This is a genomic window from Staphylococcus sp. ACRSN (genome assembly GCF_022346615.1).
Taxonomy (GTDB): domain Bacteria; phylum Bacillota; class Bacilli; order Staphylococcales; family Staphylococcaceae; genus Staphylococcus.
Map to the genome: position 1 here is coordinate 322,305 of NZ_JAKRNS010000002.1, position 23,946 is coordinate 346,250.

Genomic DNA, 23,946 nt, shown 5'->3' on the forward strand with positions numbered 1-23,946 from the left:
AAATGAAAGTAAGACCATCAGTAAAACCTATTTGCGAAAAATGTAAAGTCATTAAACGTAAAGGTAAAGTAATGGTAATCTGTAGCAATCCTAAGCACAAACAAAGACAAGGCTAATAAAGAGAGGTGTAAATAATTATGGCACGTATTGCAGGAGTAGATATTCCACGTGAAAAACGTATTGTTATCTCATTAACATATGTATACGGTATCGGTACAACTACAGCTAACAAAATTGTTGAGCAAGCTAATGTATCAGCAGATACTCGTACTAAAGATTTAACTGACGACGAATTAGGTCGTATCCGTGAAGTAGTAGACAGCTATAAAGTAGAAGGTGACTTACGTCGTGAGCAAAACTTAAACATCAAACGTTTAATGGAAATCTCATCATACCGTGGTATCCGTCACCGTCGTGGTTTACCAGTACGCGGACAAAAAACTAAAAACAATGCTCGTACTCGTAAAGGCCCAGTTAAAACTGTAGCTAACAAGAAAAAATAATAGGTAAAGGAGGCAAAATTTAAATGGCACGTAAACAAGTATCTCGTAAACGTAAAGTGAAAAAGAATATTGAAAACGGTGTGGCACACATTCGTTCAACATTCAATAATACAATCGTAACTATTACTGATGAATTTGGTAATGCTTTATCATGGTCATCAGCAGGTGCACTTGGATTCAAAGGATCAAAAAAATCAACACCATTTGCGGCTCAAATGGCTTCAGAAACAGCTTCAAAATCAGCTATGGAGCATGGTTTGAAATCTGTAGAAGTTACTGTTAAAGGTCCTGGTCCTGGTCGTGAATCAGCTATCCGTGCATTACAATCAGCTGGTTTAGAAGTAACTGCGATCCGTGACGTTACTCCAGTACCACATAATGGTTGTCGTCCACCAAAACGTCGTCGCGTTTAATTTTATTGTTATTGTCGCAGGTCACTGAGAAATACAGTACAAATCAAGTCGACGTAATCAAGGAGGATATTTGTAAATGATTGAAATCGAAAAACCTAGAATTGAAACAATTGAAATTAGTGATGATGCTAAATTCGGTAAGTTCGTTGTTGAACCACTAGAACGTGGCTACGGTACTACACTAGGAAACTCCTTACGTCGTATCCTACTATCTTCATTACCAGGTGCAGCCGTCAAGTACATTGAAATCGAAGGAGTATTACACGAGTTCTCAGCAATAGACAATGTGGTTGAAGATGTTTCAACAATCATTATGAACATCAAAAACTTAGCGTTAAAAATCTATTCAGAAGAAGATAAAACTTTAGAAATTGATGTAAAAGATGAAGGCGAAGTTACTGCAAGCGACATTACTCATGACAGTGATGTTGAAATTCTAAATCCTGAACTTAAAATTGCAACTGTATCTAAAGGTGGACATTTAAAAATCCGTCTTGTTGCTAACAAGGGTAGAGGTTACGCATTAGCAGAACAAAATAACACTAGTGATTTACCAATTGGTGTAATTCCAGTGGATTCACTTTATTCACCTGTTGAACGTGTAAACTATACAGTTGAGAATACACGTGTAGGTCAAAGTAGTGATTTTGATAAATTAACTTTGGATGTTTGGACTAATGGTTCAATCACACCACAAGAGTCTGTATCTTTAGCAGCAAAAATCTTAACAGAACACTTAAATATCTTTGTTGGATTGACTGATGAAGCACAAAATGCTGAAATCATGATTGAAAAAGAAGAAGATCAAAAAGAAAAAGTGCTTGAAATGTCAATTGAAGAATTAGACTTATCTGTTCGTTCTTATAATTGTTTAAAACGTGCTGGCATAAACTCTGTTCAAGAATTAGCTGATAAATCTGAAGCAGATATGATGAAAGTTCGTAACTTAGGACGTAAATCATTAGAAGAAGTTAAATATAAACTTGAAGACTTAGGTTTAGGCTTAAGAAAAGAAGATTAATATAAAGGAGGTTAACTCATGGGTTACAGAAAATTAGGTCGTACTTCTGATCAACGTAAAGCTATGTTACGCGACTTAGCTACTTCACTTATCGTTAGTGAGCGTGTTGAAACTACAGAAGCTCGTGCGAAAGAATTACGTAGTGTTGTTGAAAAATTAATCACTTTAGGTAAACGCGGAGATTTAGCTTCACGCCGTCAAGCAGCTAAAACTTTACGTAACGTTGAAATCCTAAATGAAGATGAAACTACGCAAACTGCACTTCAAAAATTATTTGGTGAAATTGCTGAACGTTATAACGAACGTCAAGGCGGTTACACTCGTATTCTTAAAGTAGGTCCTCGTCGCGGAGACGGTGCTGAATCAGTAATTATCGAATTAGTTTAATTTAAATATACGTACTACTATATATAAAGCAAATGAGTGCAACGATAATGTTTGCCACATACAAATATTGTCTAGCTCAGAGTACCCCATCAAACTTAATAAATTTTAAAGCGTGAACTCAAAAAATAAATGATGGGGTGCGCGCTTTTTTTGTTTAGTCCCCCTTAACTCTTTAGAGTTTAGGGGGACTTATGCAATTGCGAAGCAATAGCGAACCATAGAACCTTAACTCTTTAGAGTGAAAAAGGAATGCATGCACAATTTGCATGCATAAGAAGTACTTAGGGATTGGAGATTCCAATATTGTTATATGCAATATGTATCATTTTCATGTAAAATAGATGGAGTATATAAAATTTAAATGTTAAGGAGGCAATCGATATGGAATCACAGGATAATATTATTAAATTTAATCATGTATCTTTTAAATATAATAGTGATGAACCGCTCGCATTAAATGATGTATCCTTTGATATACCTAAAGGTAAATGGACATCGATTGTCGGTCACAATGGTTCTGGAAAATCTACGATTGCTAAATTGATGATAGGTATTCAAAAACCATTAGAGGGTGATATATATTTTGACCACCAACGTATGGAGCCTGAGCATTTGAATAATTTAAGAGAGCATATTGGCATTGTTTTTCAAAATCCGGAAAATCAATTTGTAGGTGCAACTGTAGAATACGATGTTGCATTTGGTTTAGAAAATCATGCAATAGAACATGATGTGATGCGTGAGATTGTTCCCAAAGTATTAAAGGATGTGGATATGTTAGATCGATTAGATTATGAGCCACAATCTTTATCTGGAGGTCAAAAGCAACGTGTCGCCATTGCTGGTGTTTTAGCACTGAATACCAAAGTAATTGTATTGGATGAAGCAACTTCAATGCTTGATCCAGCGGGTAGAACTGAATTGCTCAATTTAATAAGACATTTAAACATTGAAAAAGATGTAACGATTATATCAGTAACTCATGATTTATCAGAAGCCGCAGATTCGGATCAAATGATTGTATTAAATGAGGGTAGTATCTTTAAAATTGGTAAACCAAAAGAAGTATTTAGCCATGGAGAAGAACTAACTAAAATAGGACTCGATTTGCCATTTTCAATGAGAATGAACCAAATGTTAAGAGAAGAATCTGAGTATATCACTTATGAAGGGTTGTTAAGTGAACTATGACAGTTAATTTTAATAAAGTGAGTTATGTCTACCAAAAAGGAACTCCATTTGAACATCGTGCGCTTAGAGACATTGTGACCGAATTTGAGCAAGGTAAATATTATGCAATTATTGGTCAAACAGGTTCTGGAAAGTCAACTTTAATACAACATTTTAATGGCCTTTTAAAGCCCTCTCAAGGGACAATGTCTATTAATGATATAAAGATTACGCCAAAGACAAAAGATAAGTATTTGATGCCTTTACGTAAGCGTGTAGGTGTTGTATTTCAATTTCCTGAAGCACAACTATTTGAAGATACAGTTGAAAGAGAGATTTTATTTGGTCCTAACAATTTCAATATGCCACTTTCAGAAGTGAAAGAAAGAGCATTTCGATTGTTGTTAGAATTTGGCTTTAGTCGAGATGTGCTACAACAGTCCCCATTTCAGATGTCGGGCGGGCAGATGCGAAAGATTGCGATAACATCTATTTTGGCAATGAATCCAGATATTGTGATTCTTGATGAGCCTACTGCAGGTTTAGACCCAAAGAGTCAAAAACAAATTATGCAAATGATTAAAAATTTGCAAATGAGACACAACAAAACAATAATTTTAGTAACGCATGAAATGAATGATGTTGCACGTTATTCTGATGAAGTAAAGATTATGAGAGACGGACAAATCGTTGAATCATGCTCACCGAGAAAACTGTTTAGTAATTCAAATTATGTTGAGTCATTAAATTTGGATGTGCCAAATATCGTGAAATTACAACGTGATATTGAAGCAAAACATCAAATCAAATTTAATAAAGTATCTTTAACTGAAGACGAATTTGTAGAGATGTATAAGGAGTGGGCTCAAAATGAAAGATAAATTTATTATAGGCCGTTATCTTCCACTTGATACGTTGGTACATCGTTTAGACCCAAGAGCTAAATTAATTTTTGTAATGGTATTTATTATTTTGATATTTATGGCACATAGCTTTTCTACATATCTATGGTTATTACTATTAATTTTGATATTTGTACGTCTTTCTAGAATTAAGCTATGGTTTTTAGTTAAAGGTTTAACGCCAATTTGGATATTTTTAATTTTTACTTTTGCTATGCATCTCTTTTTGACTAAAGGTGGTACGCGCCTTATAGAAATTGGTTTTATTTCAATTGATACGCATGGGGTCTTAGAAGGTATTTACATCGTTTTAAGATTAATGTTTATCATTATGATATCTACAGTGATGACGTTAACTACGAGTCCTATCGATTTAACAGATGCTTTTGAAAAGTTATTAACACCATTAAAATGGATTAAAGTACCAGTTCATCAGCTCAGTATGATGATGTCTATTGCTTTACGATTTATACCAACTTTAATGAATGAATTAGACAAGATTATCTTATCGCAAAAATCGAGAGGATCTGAGATTAGTTCTGGAGGAATTGTAAATCGTATTAAGGCGTTTCTACCTTTATTAATACCATTGTTTGTTTCAGCTTTTCAAAGAGCTGAAGACTTAGCGATTGCTATGGAAGTGAGAGGTTATGACACAACAAAGCAACGTACTAGTTATAGAAGATTACACTGGCAATGGAAAGATACAGTAGTGTTATTACTGTTAATTCCAATTGCTATAATACTATTTGCATTGAAAATTTTAGGAGTGTAAAAGCATGCGTGTTTTGGTAAATATTTCATATCAAGGAAGCCAATTTTTAGGATTTCAAATTCAACAAAATGGTAGAACGGTACAGCAATTATTTGAAAAAATTCTAAAACGAATTCATAAACGCCATATAAGAATTCATGCAACAAGTAGAACTGATCGTGGCGTTCATGCACTCGAACAGTATTTTCATTTTGATACAGAGCTTCAAATCCCAACACATCAATGGAAATATGCAATGAACCGTGCCTTGCCAGATGATGTTTTAGTTAATGATGTACGTATAGTGAATGATCATTTTCATTGTCGATATGACTGTGTAGGAAAATCTTATCGCTATAAGATTTATCAATCTGAAACTAAAGATCCGTTTCAAAGTGGATTAAAAACACATATACCTGCAGATTTGGATATTGAAAAAATGAACAAAGCAGCACAATATTTTATAGGTACACATGATTTTACTGGTTTTTGTTCACAAAAAACAGAAACTGAAAGTAGAGTTCGTACTTTATTCGGTAGCAAAATAATTAAAACTACAGATGGTTTTGATTACGTTGTAACTGGTTCAGGTTTTCTTTATAATATGGTGAGAGTGTTAGTAGCATTTTTAATTGAAGTTGGGAAAGGCAAAAGGGAACCTGAAGAAATTCCACACCTTTTAGAAGCTAAGGATAGAAATAAAATTCCTTTCACCGCACCCCCGGAAGGGTTGTACTTAGAGCGCATCTATCTCACATTGGATGAACTCATTGAGACATATGAGGTTTAGCATGAAAATGCTATAAAATTTTTCTTTAGAAAATTCCTAATTTACATTGACAAAATGACTTAAAAATTATACGATTACTAACGGTATTGTTTTATATCACCCACGATAAGCCCCGGAATCTTATTGTGTCACAAGATATAGAAGCACGTAGAACAAAATTAATAAAATAAATGAAATTTATGATTTAAAAGTATACTACTATTAAACAAAAAATCTTGTTTATTTACTCTAGGAGGACAATATAATGCGTCAAACATTTATGGCAAATGAATCAAACATTGAGCGCAAATGGTATGTTATTGATGCTGAAGGTCAAACACTTGGTCGTTTATCATCAGAAGTAGCATCTATTTTACGCGGTAAAAATAAAGTAACTTATACACCACACGTTGATACTGGTGATTATGTAATCATCGTTAACGCTTCAAAAATTCATTTTACAGGTAATAAAGAACAAGATAAAGTTTATTACCGTCACTCAAACCACCCAGGCGGTATTAAATCAATCACTGCTGGTGAGTTAAAAGCATCAAACCCAGAACGTTTAATTGAAAACTCAATTAAAGGTATGTTACCAAGTACTCGTTTAGGCGAAAAACAAGGTAAAAAATTATTTGTATATGGTGGCGCTGAACATCCACACGCTGCACAACAACCAGAAAACTACGAGTTACGTGGTTAATTAAAAGGAGGAAATTACATTGGCACAAGTTGAATATAAAGGCACAGGCCGTCGTAAAAACTCAGTAGCACGTGTACGTTTAGTACCAGGTGAAGGTAACATTACAGTTAATGGCCGTGATGTACGTAGCTACTTACCATTCGAATCATTAATTTTAGATATAAACCAAGCTTTTGATGTTACAGAAACTAAAGGTAACTATGATGTATTAGTTAACGTTTCTGGCGGTGGATTCACTGGACAAGCTCAAGCAATCCGTCATGGTATTGCTCGTGCATTATTAGAAGCAGATCCTGAATACAGAGGTTCTTTAAAACGCGCTGGATTACTTACTCGTGACCCACGTATGAAAGAACGTAAAAAACCAGGTCTTAAAAAAGCACGTCGTTCTCCACAATTCTCAAAACGTTAATTGTTGGTTCATACGAACAACGATGTTTCCAGAAGCTCTCAACTTTGTTGGGGGCTTTTTTTGTAAACTTTTTTAATATGATATGTAGTTAGTTTAAATATTCTATATGAAAAGGGTAATCACAACATTCTCGGGTATGAAATAAATAGTGTATAGCATAATTATATACTAATATTTTTATAAGAGGTGTTTTAAAGTTGATATTGCAAAAAAATAGTATGTTTAGAAGATTATTTATATGTGGCTTTATTGTCATACTTATTATAATGTCACTATTATATTTGTTAACAACACATAACCAAGCTAAAGCTGAAGTACAAGAAGCTCAAAAAAAACCAGAGCCCACTTTCTATTTGCATGGCTATTCAGGCTCTGAAAAGTCAGAACGATACTTAGTAAATTCTGCAATTGATAAAGGTGTGACAGATAAGGTTATAAAGGCACATGTATCTTCAAATGGAGAAGTTACATTTGATGGAAAGTTTGATAAAAATGATCCACATCCTATTGTTCAAATTATATTAGAAGACAATAAAAATTGGGATTATAATAAAAATGCCGAATGGTTTAAGAATGTAATTACTGAAACAAATAATCAGATAAATTATAGTAAATTCAATATGGTTGCGCATTCCATGGGGAATTTAACATTAGGCTACTATATGTTAAATTATGGTGACGATAAATCATTACCAAAACTAAATAAACAAGTAAATACAGGTGCTCCATATAATGGTATTTTAGGTAGAAATGATGAACCTAATCAAGTGAAATTAGATGAAAATAGCAAGCCTGATAAAATGAAAAAAGAATATAAAGATTTACAACAGATGAAATATAACTATCCTAAAAAGTCAGTGGATGTGTTAAATGTTTATGGAGATCTACAAGACGGAACACATTCAGATGGAAAGGTGACAAATCAATCTTCATTATCTCTTAAATCTCTTTTAAATGGTTATGTAAATTCTTATAGAACATTTAAAGTAGAAGGGGAAAATGGGGAGCATAGTGCTTTACATGATTATAAAGTTGTCGCGGATGAAATTAATGCATTTATTTGGAATAAATAGCATAGAAGTTAAAATCAACGTAACTAACACATAGGTTACGTTGATTTTTTATTTTCTTTTGCAATAAGTTGAAGTAATTGTTTTCGATTTATTTCACCATAAACATGAGGTTGAATCATGATTTCATCAGCGCCATATAGTGATTCAATTTGTTGCAGTTGTTGGTATACATCATTAGGTGAACCTGAAATAACACGCTTTTTATTTTGCTTCATTTTATTTATTTCTCTATCTGATAAGTGTCTTTCTTTTACAAATTGTGGTGAAGCATAGAATTGCGGTTGGTCAATATAATTAATACGTAATAACCAAAAATGTAATGCTAACTCTAAATCATTAATAGTTTCTTGATTATCGGCGGTCACTACAAAGGTGGAAACAATCACATAACCTTGATTATTAGGATGTAATGCTTCAAACTGTTGCCGATAATGTGCAATTACATTTTTGATTTGATCAGTGGATTGTCCCATTAAAGCAATGACAAAAGGTAATCCTTTTTCCGCTGCAAGTGAGGCACTATTTTTACTCATTCCTAAAATGAACATTGGAGGTTTAGTTTCAACTATAGGCGTTACAGCGATATTTTTAAACCGATGATGTTCTGTGTCACCATTAAAATATTGAATTAAATCTTCAATTTGTGTTTCATAATCGGCGCGTTGTAATTTATGCTCGTTTAAAGCCTGATTTACATTTTTAAAACTAGGTGAATGACCAGTACCAATATTTACTCTTTCTGGATGACGTGCTTCCATGATTTTAAATTGCTCTGCGATTTTATAAGGACTATAATGTCCTAACATTACGCCACCGCTGCCAATTTGTATTGAACGAGTTTGTTCTAAGAGTGACATCATGACTATTTCAGGTGCACTTGAGGCCACTGAATATACTTGATGATGTTCTGCAACCCAATATCTTTCAAAGTTTAATTGTTCTGCTAATTGTACGAGTTCAATTGCATGGTTAAATGCTTCTGTAGCATTGCAATCTTGAAAGATGGGTACATAGTCCAAGATGCTCAGTTTCACGAGTTATCCCCCTTTATATCTGTTTTACAGCCACTAACTAATCCAGTAAATCATAACATGAACATAAAATAGATTATAAGCGATTTGATTGCTTGAGTTAGATAATCAATATAAAATAAATGAATGGAGGCTATAAAATGAAAACAGAAAGAATTGTATTAGCTAAAAGACCCGTAGGTTTACCTACAGATGAGGTTTTTCGATATGAAACTGTTGAAATAGATCAGCCAAGTGAAAGTGAGATTCAAGTTGAATCACTTTATATTTCAGTAGATCCTTATATGCGAGGTAGAATGAGTGATAGTGAATCTTATGTTCAACCATTCCAATTAGATGAAGCTCTAAACGGCCATGTGGTAGCACGAGTAACGGAGTCCAATCATAGTAAATTTACAAAAGGAGACATCGTCACAGGTGGATTACCTTGGCAAAAAGTTGCAAATATTCCAGGTGATAAGGTAATTAAAGTATCAAATACCGATGTACCACTTTATCTTTATTTAAGTGTCTTAGGTATGCCAGGGCAGACAGCTTATCATGGTTTACTTAAAATTGGTGAACCTAAAGAAGGTGAAACTGTAGTCGTATCTGCGGCATCAGGTGCTGTTGGTTCAGTAGTAGGTCAGATTGCTAAATTAAAAGGTGCTCATGTCATCGGCATAGCAGGTGGATCGGAAAAAACAACTTATTTAACTGAAACGCTAGGTTTTGATGTTGGACTAGATTATAAAGATGAAAATTTTGCTTCTGCATTAAGTGAAGCAGTGCCAAATGGTATCGATGTTTATTTTGAAAATGTTGGTGGTGAAATAGCAGATGAAGTATTTAAACATTTAAATCAATTTGCTAGAATTCCAGTTTGTGGTGCAATTTCTGGTTATAATGATACTGAAATTGAATATGGACCTCGAATTCAACCGACGTTAATTAAAGCTCAAGCACTTATGAAAGGGTTTGTGGTAGCAAATTACTCAGATGATTATAAACAAGCAAGTCAAGATTTGGCCCAATGGATTGCTGAAGATAAAATTAAAACTAAGACGACTGTTGAAGAAGGCTTTGAAAATTTACCACAAGCATTTCGCAATTTATTTACAGGTGATAATTTCGGTAAACAAGTAGTTAAGATTAAAGATTAACTAAACAATATTGAAGGAGTGCATGTAATGAGAGCAATTGGAGCGGATAATGCTTTTAATTTATCTGATGGTAATCAATTTTACGAATTTGAAGTAACATCAATGGAACCAAAGCAATACGAGTTATTGGTGAAAATAGATGCAATTAGTATAAATCCGGTGGACACTAAAATTAGACAATCATCGGTGACTCATGCACCACGTGTGTTAGGCTTTGATGCTGTAGGTGTCGTAGAAGCAATAGGTGACAAAGTTAAAAATTTCCAAGTTGGTGACGAGGTCTATTACTCTGGTTCACCAACTTATCAAGGTTCAAATCAGACACACCAACTTGTAGATAGTCGTCTGGTAGCAAGAAAACCCAAAAATTTAACTGCGATTGAAGCGGCAAGTATTCCACTCACTGGTTTAACGGCTTCAGAAACACTATTTGATGTATTCAATATTTCACATAACCCGGATGATAATAAAGGTAAGTCAATCTTAATTATCAATGGTGCAGGTGGTGTTGGAAGTATTGCAACGCAAATTGCTAAACAGCATGGCTTACATGTCATAACTACAGCATCTCGTGAAGAAACATATCAATGGTCCAAAGAGATGGGGGCAGAAATTGTCCTTAATCATAAAAATGATTTAAGTTCAGAATTTGAGAAATATGAAATATCAGAAGTAGATTATATATTTTGTACCTTTGATACAGATTATTATTTTGAGAAAATGATTGAATTAGTAAAACCACGAGGGAAAGTTGCTACAATAGTAGCATTTAAAGAAAATCAAGATCTGAATTTACTAAAAAATAAAAGTGTTACCTTTACACACGAATATATGTATACACGCCCTTTACATGAAACTGAAGATATGCAACGACATCAAGAGTTATTATTAGACATCACTGAAAAAATTGAATCTGGAAAGTATAAACCAACGAGCAATAAAGTGTTACATGGATTAACCGTGGAAAACTTATATGAGGCGCATAAATTACTTGAAAGTCATTCAATGATTGGCAAGTTGGTGATTGAAGTTTCAGATAAAACATAATTGATAATACAAATACCATCTACTTGACTAAAGTTTATAGTCAAGTAGATGGTATTTTTTTGAATGAAAATATAGTGACAGTAAGTTGCGCATAACAAATATCAGATAGGGTAATAAAATTATAGATTAAAAGGAGGGGAATCATTCAATGAATGGTAAGAAATTCACTATTGTATTTTGGTGCGCACTGACGATTTGTACACTATTTGTCGTTTATGGTGCAATCTTACCAAAGCAATTAGAAAAAGTAACACAGACAATTACAAATTTTATTGCTGTACACTTTGGTTGGTATTATCTATTACTTGTATTATTCATTTTAATTGTATGTATTTATTTACTTTTTTCAAGATTTGCAACGATCACGCTAGGCGATGAAAATGAAGAACCAGAATTTTCATTGAAATCGTGGTTTGCAATGTTATTCAGTGCTGGTATGGGAATTGGATTAGTTTTTTGGACTACTGCCGAACCAATCAGCCATGCGTTTACGTTAACGCCTTTACATAAAGCAGGTACACAAACTGCTATAAATGAAGCAATGCAATTTTCATTTTTCCATTGGGGAATTCACGCATGGGCAGTATATGGCATTGTTGGATTAGTATTTGCTTATTTTAATTTTCATAAAGGCTATCCAGGGTTAGTAAGTGCAACGTTAACACCAATTTTAGGTAGCAAAGCAATGCGAGGACCATTAGGTGGAGCAATAGATGTGTTAGCAATTATAGCAACTGTTACAGGTGTGGCAGCAACGCTTGGTTTTGGAGCATTACAAATAAATGAAGGTCTTAATTTTTTATTTAATATACCTTCTAGTTTTGGAACACAGGTGATTATCATTATTATTGCTACCATACTTTTTACATGGTCTGCCTGGTCAGGTATTGATAAGGGAATTAAAAGTTTAAGTAATATAAATATGCTACTTGCATTTATTGTTTTAATTACTTTATTTTGTGTTGGACCTACTTTAAGTATTTTAAATACTTTTACAAATTCATTAGGTGATTATATTGCTAATTTCTTTAAAATGAGTTTACGTATTCCTCAAAATGGAGGAGAAAAATATCAATGGTTACAACAATGGACAATATTTTATTGGGCATGGTGGATCTCATGGGCACCATTTGTAGGTATATTTATTGCGAGAGTTTCACGAGGTAGAACAATAAAGGAATTCATACTGGGTGTGTTATTTGTACCAGCTGTTGTATGTTTTTTATTTTTTGCAGTATTTGGCACTTCAGCGATTTACTTACAGCAACATAATATAGCTAATATTGCAAAAGAAGCTACTGAAACTGCAACCTTTAGTACATTACAACATTATCCTTTAGGCTTTATATTAAGTATAGTGACCTTAGTAGTAATTATGATTTTCTTTGTTACGTCTGCAGATTCGGCAACGTATGTTTTGGGCATGTTAAGTGCAAAAGGCAGTATAAATCCTACAGGTTTCATCAAAGTAAGTTGGGGTGTCATTTTAGCATTATTTGCAATGATAATGATCTATACAGGTGGTACACAGTCAATACAAAATTTATTAATTATTGCTGCATTGCCGTTTTCAATAGTAATAATTGTTATGATATTTTCACTGTTTAAAGCGATCTCTGAGGAAAAACCAAGAGGAAATCACTCATTTCATAGTAGTAAAACAAACGATTTGGCAGACAAAAAATGAAATTGAAAAAAGAGAATAGCTAATGATGTTATTAAAATATTTAGTGTGAACAAGTTTTATCATAGGCAATTAAAAATTAATATAATAAAATGTTTCTAATTAAAAATTAAGGGTATCTTTTTTGTATGACAAGTACATAAATACACAAGCATAGGAGGTGTCATACGAGGTGAAACGCATAAAGAATTTTATTTTAGGTCTGTTAATCGTAGTTATAGTAGGATTTTTATTATTCATGTTTATTAAAGATTCTCGCATTACGAAATATCAAGATTACTTCATGCAATTTAATTGGTTCGTACCGACATTAATTGGCTTAGCAGCACTACTATTATTAATAGGTCTAATCTTAGTATTTAGTTTGTTTAAACCTACGTATAGAAAACCTGGACTTTATAAAGATTTCGAAGATGGTCACATTTTTGTGACACGAAAAGCAGTTGAAAAATCAGCATACGATACGATTGTGAAGTATGATGAAGTTCGCCAACCTAATGTAATTGCTAAATTATATAATAAAAAGAAAAAATCGCATATTACATTGAAAGCAGATTTCTTTGTTCCAGGTGACGTGCAAGTTAAAACACTTACCGAACAAATTCGAAATGACATTAAAGAAAATGTTGAACATTTTACAGAATTACCAGTATCAAAATTAGAGGTTAATGTTAGAGATCAAAAAACCTCAGGCAAACGCGTGTTGTAAGGGAGGGTAATTATGGCTCAAAATAATAACCAAAATAGTCAAGATTCAACGCAACAAGTTATTGATTTCTTCAAAACTTTTAAATGGAGAATCATTGGATTTTTAGCATTTTTAATAATTGCTATTTTATTTTTAACTTTAGGTTTCTGGAGTACAATACTTATTATAATATTATGTTTGATTGGCGTAGGTATAGGGTATACCAAAGACCGTAAGCAAGATTTTTTAAATTTCTTAAATCGATGGAGTTAAAAATTTTTATAATGTGTTAGTGAATTGAAATACAAAAAACTTAAATAATAAAGGAGAATTTATTATGGCAGTAGATAACAATAAAGCAAAACAAGCATATGACAACCAAACAGGAGTTAACGAAAAAGAAAGAGAACAACAAAAAGAGCAACAACAACAAAACCAAGAACCTCAATTTTCAAATAAATTATCGTTTTCAGATGAAGTAGTAGAAAAAATTGCAGGTATTGCAGCACGTGAAGTGCACGGTATCTTAGAAATGAAAGGCGGCTTCGTTGACAATATTTCAAGTTCATTCGGTAGTAACAATAACGTTACTCAAGGTGTGAGTGTTGAAGTAGGCGAAAAACAAGCAGCTGTCGATTTAAAAGTAGTGTTAGAATATGGTGAGTCAGCTCCTAAAATTTTCCGTAAAGTAACGGACTTAGTTAAAGAACAAGTTAAATATATCACTGGTTTAGATGTTGTAGAAGTTAACATGCGAGTTGAAGATGTAATGACTAAGAAAGAATGGGCTCAAAAAAATGAAAAAAGTGAGAGTTCAAACAAAGAACAAAAAGGGTTACAATAAACTAAATTACTATTAGCTGAATGTTATTAACTGAAATTAATTATATTAAGCTATTTACTTAAAAAGATTCGATTGAAATTTACATTTCAATCGAATCTTTTTTGTTGATAATTTTTATTAACTGAATGTAACTATTTACCAATTAGCTAGTAATTCTATATCATTTTATTTTTTGTAAAGCGGGTTATTTACTTGTATATAAGTATAATAATCAGCTTCATCTTCAAGTCGCATTGTTGTTACGCATTTATAATCAATTTTCTCTGAGAAGATTATTTTTCTAAATTCAGCTATTCTGTTACGATCAGACATTGTATTTTCAATATCTGATAATTTTTCATCGATAATATCACTTATCATATGCCATATAGTTTGTTCTAAATCACTTGAGTCACTATGTTTTGCAACGTTAACTATTAACTCTCCAAGGTGGTTTTGAATGCTTGAATAGAAAACTTTATTAAATACTGTCTGTGATTTATCTGTTAATATTAGTGATTTTTCGTGGAAATCACTTGTGCTGTAACCTGCTTGATTTAAGAATGCTTCGTCAATTCGCAACCCTTCAAAATCCCTTACATACAATGTATTGAGTGAACCGTCTTTATTAAATGAAACGATTGAATTTTGCAAATGTGCTTCTAATGCAATGCCATATTTAACTAATAGCGGTATTGCTATATCGATAAGCGCCTGACTATATTGTTTAAACCATTCCAAACTGGCACTGTTAAAATTATCAATCTTATATGAAGTTGATAGTTTATTTATCAGCGAAATAATAGGTGTTTCTTTATTGTTTGGATAATGTGCGACCAAACTGGAAGGGATGATAGGTATTGATTGATCATCAATAATTTCATAGATATTTTTTCTAAATAAAGTGCCCAATTGTTCACTTCTCAATGTTTTGGCTTCCTCTGAATCACTTTGCTTATGGAAGTGGATACCAGCCAACTCATCAATAGTGTTGGCATTGATATTTTCGAATAATGAATCATTCCGTTTTATATCATTTAGTATTTTTGTCACTTTTGGACCATTAGTAGTAGTCTGTTCGGATAATGTTCTAATCTCTCCAGTAATGTGTACATTTGTTGATAATTTGATATGTGGTGACGTTACAGGAAATTTTGGCATAAGGGTTCTAAAAGATAATCCAGCAAAGTAGTTTAATTGATAATTAAGTGGGATTATTTCTTTAGTCTTAAGTTCATGAGCATAGTCATTAATGATTATTTCATTGAATTGCCAAGGATGAACAACCATTACATAATAATTATTTAACGCTTGAGAGCCAACAGATTCAATTGCTTTGTCATATAAACCATCAAACAATTTGAATACTGTTTCGTTAAATGTTTCAGTTAATGCGCTAATATTAGCAATATTTTTGTCAATTAATATAAATTTCATACCAATGGGTTGTGCAAATTCAGATGAATAGTTTATTGCGGTTTCAGGTGTCATACCTTTTCTTAGCTTTGCACCTGGATGAAGCGGGTGACCTTCAACAACGGCTTGTTCAGAACGTAAGTAGCTATCATTGTGTGTTTCAATCAAATCCCATAAAGGTGTGTATGTTTCAGATAATGTGTAATGCTGAAAACTTAATGCAATAGCCATATTTGCTGCACTGTTGTTAATATCCTCTAAAAATTGAGCACTTGCTGCATTATTTAATTCAGGTGCTTCTTTTAATATACATTCTAATATAGCGCTAGGATGTAAGACTCTTTCAAACATATCATTTTTTTTAAAATAAAAAGGCCCTGCTACATCAATGCGGTCAAAGGCATGATGTCCAGTTATTGGCGCTAATAATGAGCATGATGATGCAGGAAAATCAATGCTTAATATTTCTGAAGTTTCAATACTCAAATCATTATGTATTGAATGTGTAGCAATAATTTGACTGAAATCACGACTTTTCACTAGATTTTCTCTGTGTAAAGAAGTGATTAAACGTTGTGAGATTTTGTCTCTACTGTCTAATAGCACTGACTTAAAGTGAGTAGCCCAGTCATTATGTATTGTGCTTAAGTAATCAAAAGCATTTTGTTCATCAATAGTAAGATTCTCAATTAAGTTGTGTCTATTTCTTTTTAAATACATAAAAGCACCTCTAAAAAATTATTTTACAAAAGCATAAGATATTTGTATAATCTATAATAACGATAATGATAATTATTATCAATTAAAAAGTCGGGTGAAATTTCATGGCAAAGTATTTTTTTCCAAGCTCTTTCTTATTGTTTTTAGGAAATTGGATTGGACAAATTACATTAAACTGGTATGTATTTAGCATTTATCATAATGCAATTTACCTAGGTTTAATTAATTTTTTTCGTTTAGTACCTATATTATTAATAAGTGTATGGGCCGGAGCATTGGCTGATCGATGTAATAGAGGAAAGCTATTACGTATTTCCATTTCAGCATCCTTTATATTAACTACCATACTTTGTATTTTAACGTTTCAAAGTAAAGAGTTACCAATTATTGTATTCTTAATTTATGCTTTAGGTAGAGGAATTATGAGTGCAATTGAAACACCAGTTAGACAGGCGGTATTACCTGATTTAACAAATAGATTAACAACTACGCAAGCTGTGTCATATCACTCATTTATCATAAATATTTGTCGATCAATTGGTCCGGCAATTGCTGGATTTGTGGTTGCTACATATAACTCAGAAATAAGTTTTGGGTTACAGGCACTGTGTTATTTTATCTCATTATTATTATGTTTACCATTAACTTTTGAAACACATAAAATGGATAAAGCCGATACACAAGTGAGCTTTAAATTTGTACGTGATTATTTCAAAGAAAACAATGTCGGTGCACGCATTTTTATTACGTCATTATTGATTATGGCTACTGGTTTTTCATATACAACATTGCTACCAGTATTAACTGATAAAACATTTCCTAATCAAGTAGCAATTTTTGGTAGTGCTATGACATGTTGTGCAATAGGTGGTATTATCGCAACTATGATTTTACCGAATATATTAGAAAAAATTTCAATGGTAAAAATGTATTACCTAAGTTCAGCATTATTTGGCGTTTCATTAATTGGAACAATTACAAGTAATACAATATTATTGTTTATAGCTATATTTTTTATTGGTCTGTTTAGCCAGTGGGCACGGACTACTAATAGAATATATTTCCAACATAGGGTTGAACCTCAACACCGAGGTAAAATATTGAGTGTAATAATGATGGATAGAGGTATGATTCCATTAGGAGCAATGTTAATGAGTTTTTCAGCTGAATTAATAGGGGTTATAGAAACTTTTATTACTATGGGAATCTGTACATTAGTCATTTCATTATTATTCGGTATTGTTAACAGACAAAGGAAAGACGGAGGCAAAGTCGTATGAAGCATCAAACATGGAAATGTGCAGATAAAAATGTGCAATATCGTATTATCAATGCGATTATTAAAGAACAAATTTTTCCCGAAGGCATGCGTTTAAATGAATATCAGGATTTACTAGAGTTACAGTATAAAGGGCAATTGTTAAAGGTTCGAAAAATTAGAAAGTGTTCTTTGGCACGCTATGATTTTAAAGGACCATTAAGTTATATCAAAGGCGAGGAAGCTTTTGAAATTAATTCAGTGGAACAATTGTTGGAAGTACTAGCTGGAAAATTTGATATTCCTGTCAGTTCAAGACTAACTGAAGAGTTGATTTCATGTCGTGATGGTTTCGTAATGACATATGAACATTTTTGCAATAGACAATCTTTGATTGATGCTACATTAAAATTTTCAAGAATGCCTGAAACAATTAATTTCTTTTCATGGATTCAACATATGATAGATTCAGGTCAAATGAATGACTTGAGTTATTCTGAAAGCTTAGTTGTTGAAGGTCATCCAACGCATCCATTGTCTAAAACAAAGTTACCTTTAACGGATGATGAAGTGAAATTATATGCACCTGAATTTGAAAAAATAATTCCTTTAAAGGTAATGCTTATTCATAAAAATGACAGTGTGGCAACATCAATGGAAGATGATGAACAATTTATTTTAGATTTTATCATTCCAGAGTATCGATACAAGCTCAAAGCTTTTTTAGAACCTTATCAATTAGAATTGAAAGATTACAACGTAGTATTAGTTCATCCATGGCAATATGAAAATGTAATAGTGAAGCAATTTTCTGATTGGATTAAAAATAGACAATTACTTCCAACGCCATTTGAAATAGAATCAAAAGCAACATTATCATTTAGAACAATGGAACTTATACACAAACCATTTCATATTAAATTGCCAATCAATGTTCAAGCAACTAGCGCAATTAGAACTGTATCTCCAGTAACAACTGTAGATGGTCCAAAGTTAAGTTATGAACTTCAAGATATGTTAGATATATATCCACAGTTACAGGTTTCTATGGAACCATACGGTATTCATGCCAAAACAGAACAAGACATTGCGCGTCAACTAGGTTGTATTGTACGTTATCAACCGGTACTAGCAGATAATGGTACTACACTTGTCACTGCAAGTTTAGTCAATAAAAATCCAGTAGATAATAGTGTAATCGTTGATAGTTATTTAGATTGGTTAGGAGAAGGTTTAAATGTATCATCCATTGAAAAATTTATAGAAAGCTATGCTCGTACACTCATCGAACCATTAATTGCTTATATACAAGATTACGGTATTGCATTAGAAGCACATATGCAAAATACAATTGTAAATTTAGGACCAAATTATCAAATGAAATTTATTGTTAGAGATTTAGGTGGTTCACGAATAGATTTAGCAACATTACAAAGTATTAAACCGGGTATCGATGTAACGAATACTAGTTTACTGTCAGACAACATTGAAGCGGTTATAGGAAAATTCCAACATGCAGTTATTCAAAATCAAATTGCTGAATTGATACATCATTTTTCAAATTACGAACAAGTTGAAGAATCAAGAATGTATAAAATTGTCGGTGACATTTTATATGAAGCAATTGATCCAAACAAACCACATGCACAAGCTTTGAAAGAAGTATTATTTGGAGAGAAAATAACTGTAAAGGCATTACTTCGAATGAGAATGGAGAGCAAGGTTAAACAATATGTCACTATAGATTTACGTAACCCGATATTTAAAGAGGTGTAAAAAATGGCACAAGTAAAAATCAATCTATCTAAAATTCAATATAATGCAAGTGTATTGCAATCAATGTTTACAAGTCACAATATTCGATTCACACCCGTTGTAAAATGTGTCGGTGGCGATAAACGTATAGTTGAAACATTAAAGGATATAGGTATTACGCATTTTGCAGACGCAAGAATTGATAATATCACTAAAGCAATAGATGAAGATTTAACTTATATGATGATTCGTACTGGAAATCAACAAGAATTAGAAGACATTGTTCGTTTTACAGAAATAAGTATTCAGACAGAATTAGAAACGATACGACGAATCAATGATATCGCTAAAAAGCAACAAGTAAAGCATAAAATTTTATTGATGGTTGATTGGAAAGATGCAAGAGAGGGTGTGCTTACCTATGATGTTGTGGATTATATAAATGAAATAATAAAAATGCACCATGTAAGTATTGTTGGGCTTTCATTTAATTTCATGTGCTTTCAATCGATTGTGCCAACTGATTTAGATGTTGAAATGATTAACCAATTTGTAGGTTCAGTTGAAATGGAAACACAAGTCCGTTTCAGAATTATTTCTGGTGGGAATTCTAGTTTAATTCCCCAAATGCTTTATGCAGATTTGGGGAAAATAAATGAATTAAGAGTTGGTGAAACACTGTTTAGAGGTGTAGAAACAACTACAAACCAACCTATTGCATCGTTGTATCAAGATGCAATTATATTAGAAACGGAAATAGTAGAAATTAAACCACGTGTAAATATTGCTACTGGAAAACATTATTTACAAGCAATTGTAGACATAGGAAGTTTAGATACGCATATTTCTGAAATCAAACCATTGCATCATCAGATTAAAGTACTAGGTTCAACGAGTGATCATGTCATGTTAGATTTAGAAAACCATGATCATTATCAAGTAGGCGATAAAATTCAATTTAGTCTTGGTTATAAGGCATTATCACATAGTATGTATATGCCAAATCTCCATAAGACTTATGTTTATGATGAAGTCGTTCAAAGTGTCAATCATCAGATTTGTGCTCAAAAATTAAATGAGTATTAAATATCTTAATATTCATTCAATTTCTTATTGACAGTGATAATTATTATCAATAAAATAAATATGTAATGATACATATTTAAGGAGTGAAGACAATGAAACATAGCTATAAGATTATGGGAATCTTATTATTAACATTAACTGTTGCTTTGTTAGCAGCTTGTGGTAGTGTTAGCAATAATGATTCTGGAAAATCTAAAAGCGACAAATCTGACAAAGAAACCGTTTCAATTAAAAATGACGGTGGAACAACAAAAGTTGGAAAAAATCCAAAACGTGTTGTGGCATTAGAATTTTCATTTGTTGATGCACTAGCAGCTTTAGATATTAAACCTGTCGGTGTTGCTGATGATGGAGATAAAAATAGAATTTTAAAACCAATCAGAAACAAAATTGGTGACTATACTTCAGTTGGTGCACGTAAGCAACCAAACTTAGAAGAAATCAGTAACCAGAAACCGGATTTAATTATCGCTGATAGCAATAGACATAAAGGTATCAAGAAAGATCTTGAAAAAATAGCGCCAACGATTATGCTTCCAAGTTTTGACAGTGATTACAAAGATAATCTTGAAGCGTTTAAAACAATAGCTAAAGCGGTAGGTAAAGAAGATAAAGGTAAAGAAAGATTAAAAGAACATAATGAATTAATGGACAAATACAGTAAAGAAATTACGATGGATAAAAAAGAACCAGTACTACCTGCAGTTATTGCTAAATCTGGTTTATTAGCACATCCTGATAATACTTACGTTGGTCAATTATTAAAAGAATTAGGTTTTAATAATGCATTAAACAAAACAAAAACAGATCATCTTTCTAAATATCTTAAAGGACCATACTTACAATTAAATTCTGAAGTACTTTCAGATATAAATCCTGGTCGTATGTTTATTATGGCTGACAAAGGTGAAAATGATCCTAACTTGAAAAAGCAAGAAAAAGACCCTGTTTGGCAAGATTTAGATGCAGTTAAAAATAACAGAGTATCAGTTGTAGATAGAAATACATGGGCAAGAGCACGTGGTATTATTTCTTCGGAACAAATTGCTAAAGAATTAGTAGAAATTTCTAAAGAGCAAAAAGAAGATAAACAACAAAAGTAAGGTGAATGGTAAATGACTAAATTAACAGATGTTAGTCAGACCAACACAAAAGATAATAAAATGCAAAAACGCACAACATTCACTTTTTTAGTGAGTGTATGTGCGCTTTTTGTCATTATTTATTTTAATCTCAGTGTTGGCTCGTCGCACATAGAATTGGGAGATTTTAAAAACTATTTTATTGATCATATTGATACAAAGCAAACATTTTTAATACATAATGTGAGAATGCCAAGAATGTTAGCGGGTTTATTAATTGGAGCTGCACTTGGTTTAGCTGGACTACTCATGCAAGCAATGACTAGAAATCCATTAGCATCTCCTCAAATTTTTGGCGTTAATGCAGGTGCATCTTTTGTTATTGTTACAATAACGATGGTAATCCCAGCGTTAACTGCATATTCAACAATTCTAGCTTTTGTTGGTGCTTTTATCGGAGGTTTGACTGTTTATATGTTATCAGGGTCTTCTAGAGGAATGACCCCTGTAAAATTAGCATTAGCAGGTATGGCAATACATCTATTTTTCTCTAGTTTGACGCAAGGCATTATATTACTAAATGAAGATTCAACAACAACTGTTATGTTCTGGTTAGTTGGTTCATTATCAAGTATAAAATGGGCACAAATTATTGGGATTTTGCCATGGTTAATAATGGCATTTGTAGGTACGATTATTATATCTAGACAATTGACAATCATGGAGTTGGGAGAAGATCTTGCTACTGCTTTGGGACAAAATGTTAAACTGATTAGAATTGTTACAGGGTTATTGGTTATTATTTTAGCGGGTACATCAGTCTCAATTGCAGGACCTATAGGTTTTGTTGGATTAATCGTTCCACATATTGTTAAACATTATATCCGTACAGATTATAAATTAATGGTGCCATTAACTATGATAATTGGTGCTGACTTATTATTGTTATCAGATGTTCTTTCTAGACTCATTACATATCCATTTGAGTCTCCAGTTGGTATTGTGACATCTTTCATAGGGGCATTATATTTCTTAGCTATAACGATTAAAGGGGTGGACCGAATATGATTCAACGTTTATCTTTTAAATATACAATCGTTATTATATTGTTAATTGTTGCTTCTATTGTTTCATTATCAGTTGGTGCAGTATTTATAAATCCTATCAATGTTATAAAAAGTTTATGGTTACATGATAATTTTATTTTAAATGAATATCGAACACCAAGAATGTTACTGGCATTAATTGTGGGTTGTAGTATAGCCATATCAGGTGCTTTAATACAAGGTGTTGTTAGAAATCCATTGGCTTCACCAGATGTTATAGGTATTACTAAAGGTGCAAGTTTATCAGCGGTTACAATTATAATGTTATTTCCATCTGCGCCATTATTTGTTTTGCCTTTTGGTTCATTTCTTGGAGCGTTATTTATAAGTTTAATACTTACAACATTAATTTCTAAATTTAATGTACAAGGTTCAAAATTAGCATTAATTGGTTTGGCTATAGGAGCGATATGTACGGCAATCGTACAGTTTTTATTAATTCGTAATCCACAAGATGCTAATACAGCACTCGTATGGTTAACAGGTAGTTTATATGGTCATAATATGTCTAATGTTTATGTTATATTACCTTGGTTTATTTTATCATTACCAATTATTTTTTATTTCTGTCATCAACTCGATATTTTAAGTTTGGGTGATGACATTGCTATTGCACTCGGTACCAAAGTTAAAATGATAAAAATGATCTTATTATTCTTAGCTGTAACATTGGCCGGTGCATCAATTTCTGTAGTAGGTGGATTAAGTTTCTTAGGATTAATTGCACCTCATATAGCACGAAGAATGGTAGGTCATAAACATATTCATATTACAACAATGTCAGGTTTGATTGGGGCGCTTATCTTAGTTATTAGTGATGGACTAGCTAGAGGTATTCATCCGCCGATTGATATTCCTGTAGGTGTTGTTGTCGCAATTGTAGGTGTACCATACTTTTTATTCTTATTGAGAAAAATCTAATTACAATATTTAGCGATAACAAAATTCAAATAAAACAATAAAAGTTGGTCGTTGATTTACTATGTTAGTAAATTGATGTA

Annotated in this window: 26 protein-coding genes; 24 read left to right on the top strand and 2 right to left on the bottom strand. The window is 32.4% G+C overall.

The annotated features are described in order from the left end of the window. Positions 1-2 precede the first annotated feature (2 nt). The 12 genes from rpmJ to MHZ36_RS03370 all read left to right on the top strand — a co-directional run bounded on the left by rpmJ (position 3) and on the right by MHZ36_RS03370 (position 8,107). On the top strand, positions 3-116 hold the full coding sequence (gene rpmJ, locus MHZ36_RS03315) for a 50S ribosomal protein L36 (RefSeq protein WP_002482634.1): 114 nt from the start codon (positions 3-5) through the stop codon (positions 114-116). A 21-nt stretch (positions 117-137) separates the two neighbouring features. Beyond that, positions 138-503, top strand: a complete 366-nt coding sequence (rpsM, locus tag MHZ36_RS03320; protein WP_042739071.1) for a 30S ribosomal protein S13 — start codon at positions 138-140, stop codon at positions 501-503. A gap of 23 nt (positions 504-526) precedes the next feature. Next, a complete protein-coding gene (rpsK, locus tag MHZ36_RS03325) occupies positions 527-916 on the top strand; it encodes a 30S ribosomal protein S11 (protein WP_239229595.1) in 390 nt (129 codons plus the stop codon). A 76-nt stretch (positions 917-992) separates the two neighbouring features. Then, positions 993-1,937 (top strand): DNA-directed RNA polymerase subunit alpha, encoded by a 945-nt coding sequence (locus MHZ36_RS03330; RefSeq protein ID WP_042739070.1) that lies wholly within the window; start codon positions 993-995, stop codon positions 1,935-1,937. An 18-nt stretch (positions 1,938-1,955) separates the two neighbouring features. Next, the gene (gene rplQ, locus MHZ36_RS03335) at positions 1,956-2,324 is read left to right on the top strand and encodes a 50S ribosomal protein L17 (RefSeq protein WP_042739069.1); all 369 of its coding nucleotides are present in this window, start codon (positions 1,956-1,958) and stop codon (positions 2,322-2,324) included. A 381-nt stretch (positions 2,325-2,705) separates the two neighbouring features. Beyond that, positions 2,706-3,515 (top strand): energy-coupling factor transporter ATPase, encoded by an 810-nt coding sequence (locus MHZ36_RS03340; RefSeq protein WP_239229596.1) that lies wholly within the window; start codon positions 2,706-2,708, stop codon positions 3,513-3,515. Next, a complete protein-coding gene (locus tag MHZ36_RS03345) occupies positions 3,512-4,375 on the top strand; it encodes an energy-coupling factor transporter ATPase (RefSeq protein WP_239229597.1) in 864 nt (287 codons plus the stop codon). The genes MHZ36_RS03340 and MHZ36_RS03345 overlap by 4 nt, the downstream gene beginning before the upstream one ends. Then, positions 4,365-5,171 (top strand): energy-coupling factor transporter transmembrane component T family protein, encoded by an 807-nt coding sequence (locus MHZ36_RS03350; RefSeq protein WP_239229598.1) that lies wholly within the window; start codon positions 4,365-4,367, stop codon positions 5,169-5,171. Before MHZ36_RS03345 ends, MHZ36_RS03350 begins: the two co-directional genes overlap by 11 nt. Before the next feature lie 4 nt (positions 5,172-5,175). After that, entirely contained in the window at positions 5,176-5,940 is a 765-nt protein-coding gene (truA, locus tag MHZ36_RS03355; protein WP_239229599.1) for a tRNA pseudouridine(38-40) synthase TruA, read from the top strand. Positions 5,941-6,184: 244 nt separating this feature from the next. After that, positions 6,185-6,622: a 50S ribosomal protein L13 gene (rplM, locus tag MHZ36_RS03360; protein ID WP_239229600.1), complete on the top strand. Its 438-nt coding sequence runs from the start codon at positions 6,185-6,187 to the stop codon at positions 6,620-6,622. 19 nt (positions 6,623-6,641) lie between these two features. Next, positions 6,642-7,034, top strand: a complete 393-nt coding sequence (rpsI, locus tag MHZ36_RS03365) for a 30S ribosomal protein S9 (protein ID WP_239229601.1) — start codon at positions 6,642-6,644, stop codon at positions 7,032-7,034. A 197-nt stretch (positions 7,035-7,231) separates the two neighbouring features. Then, positions 7,232-8,107 carry an alpha/beta hydrolase gene (locus tag MHZ36_RS03370; RefSeq protein WP_239229602.1) on the top strand — a complete coding sequence of 292 codons (876 nt, stop codon included), beginning with the start codon at positions 7,232-7,234 and terminating at the stop codon, positions 8,105-8,107. Positions 8,108-8,142: 35 nt separating this feature from the next. Here MHZ36_RS03370 and MHZ36_RS03375 read toward each other — a convergent pair whose 3' ends face one another. Continuing rightward, the gene (locus tag MHZ36_RS03375; RefSeq protein WP_239229603.1) at positions 8,143-9,141 is read right to left on the bottom strand and encodes an LLM class flavin-dependent oxidoreductase; all 999 of its coding nucleotides are present in this window, start codon (positions 9,139-9,141) and stop codon (positions 8,143-8,145) included. A gap of 137 nt (positions 9,142-9,278) precedes the next feature. Between MHZ36_RS03375 and MHZ36_RS03380 the strand changes: the two genes are divergently transcribed. The 6 genes from MHZ36_RS03380 to MHZ36_RS03405 all read left to right on the top strand — a co-directional run bounded on the left by MHZ36_RS03380 (position 9,279) and on the right by MHZ36_RS03405 (position 14,543). Next, a complete protein-coding gene (locus tag MHZ36_RS03380) occupies positions 9,279-10,280 on the top strand; it encodes an NADP-dependent oxidoreductase (protein ID WP_239229604.1) in 1,002 nt (333 codons plus the stop codon). A 27-nt stretch (positions 10,281-10,307) separates the two neighbouring features. Next, on the top strand, positions 10,308-11,327 hold the full coding sequence (locus MHZ36_RS03385) for a zinc-binding alcohol dehydrogenase family protein (RefSeq protein WP_239229605.1): 1,020 nt from the start codon (positions 10,308-10,310) through the stop codon (positions 11,325-11,327). Positions 11,328-11,475: 148 nt separating this feature from the next. Then, on the top strand, positions 11,476-13,014 hold the full coding sequence (locus MHZ36_RS03390) for a BCCT family transporter (protein ID WP_239229606.1): 1,539 nt from the start codon (positions 11,476-11,478) through the stop codon (positions 13,012-13,014). A 169-nt stretch (positions 13,015-13,183) separates the two neighbouring features. After that, positions 13,184-13,720, top strand: coding sequence for an alkaline shock response membrane anchor protein AmaP (gene amaP, locus MHZ36_RS03395; protein WP_239229607.1), 537 nt, complete (start codon positions 13,184-13,186; stop codon positions 13,718-13,720). Positions 13,721-13,732: 12 nt separating this feature from the next. Next, the gene (locus MHZ36_RS03400) at positions 13,733-13,972 is read left to right on the top strand and encodes a DUF2273 domain-containing protein (protein ID WP_239229608.1); all 240 of its coding nucleotides are present in this window, start codon (positions 13,733-13,735) and stop codon (positions 13,970-13,972) included. A 64-nt stretch (positions 13,973-14,036) separates the two neighbouring features. Further along, positions 14,037-14,543 carry an Asp23/Gls24 family envelope stress response protein gene (locus MHZ36_RS03405; RefSeq protein WP_239229609.1) on the top strand — a complete coding sequence of 169 codons (507 nt, stop codon included), beginning with the start codon at positions 14,037-14,039 and terminating at the stop codon, positions 14,541-14,543. A 165-nt stretch (positions 14,544-14,708) separates the two neighbouring features. Here the strand turns inward: MHZ36_RS03405 and MHZ36_RS03410 are convergent, their stop codons facing one another. Next, entirely contained in the window at positions 14,709-16,658 is a 1,950-nt protein-coding gene (locus tag MHZ36_RS03410; RefSeq protein ID WP_239229610.1) for an IucA/IucC family protein, read from the bottom strand. Positions 16,659-16,762: 104 nt separating this feature from the next. On the opposite strand from MHZ36_RS03410, the gene MHZ36_RS03415 reads away from it, so the two are divergent. The 6 genes from MHZ36_RS03415 to MHZ36_RS03440 all read left to right on the top strand — a co-directional run bounded on the left by MHZ36_RS03415 (position 16,763) and on the right by MHZ36_RS03440 (position 23,866). Then, positions 16,763-17,938, top strand: a complete 1,176-nt coding sequence (locus tag MHZ36_RS03415; protein WP_239229611.1) for an MFS transporter — start codon at positions 16,763-16,765, stop codon at positions 17,936-17,938. Then, positions 17,935-19,692, top strand: a complete 1,758-nt coding sequence (locus MHZ36_RS03420) for an IucA/IucC family protein (protein ID WP_239229612.1) — start codon at positions 17,935-17,937, stop codon at positions 19,690-19,692. The genes MHZ36_RS03415 and MHZ36_RS03420 overlap by 4 nt, the downstream gene beginning before the upstream one ends. 3 nt (positions 19,693-19,695) lie before the next feature. Next, a complete protein-coding gene (locus tag MHZ36_RS03425; RefSeq protein WP_239229613.1) occupies positions 19,696-20,757 on the top strand; it encodes an alanine/ornithine racemase family PLP-dependent enzyme in 1,062 nt (353 codons plus the stop codon). A gap of 92 nt (positions 20,758-20,849) precedes the next feature. Beyond that, the gene (locus MHZ36_RS03430) at positions 20,850-21,860 is read left to right on the top strand and encodes an ABC transporter substrate-binding protein (RefSeq protein WP_239229614.1); all 1,011 of its coding nucleotides are present in this window, start codon (positions 20,850-20,852) and stop codon (positions 21,858-21,860) included. A gap of 12 nt (positions 21,861-21,872) precedes the next feature. Further along, on the top strand, positions 21,873-22,907 hold the full coding sequence (locus MHZ36_RS03435) for a FecCD family ABC transporter permease (protein ID WP_239229615.1): 1,035 nt from the start codon (positions 21,873-21,875) through the stop codon (positions 22,905-22,907). Further along, on the top strand, positions 22,904-23,866 hold the full coding sequence (locus MHZ36_RS03440) for an iron chelate uptake ABC transporter family permease subunit (protein WP_239229616.1): 963 nt from the start codon (positions 22,904-22,906) through the stop codon (positions 23,864-23,866). The genes MHZ36_RS03435 and MHZ36_RS03440 overlap by 4 nt, the downstream gene beginning before the upstream one ends. Positions 23,867-23,946 lie beyond the last annotated feature (80 nt).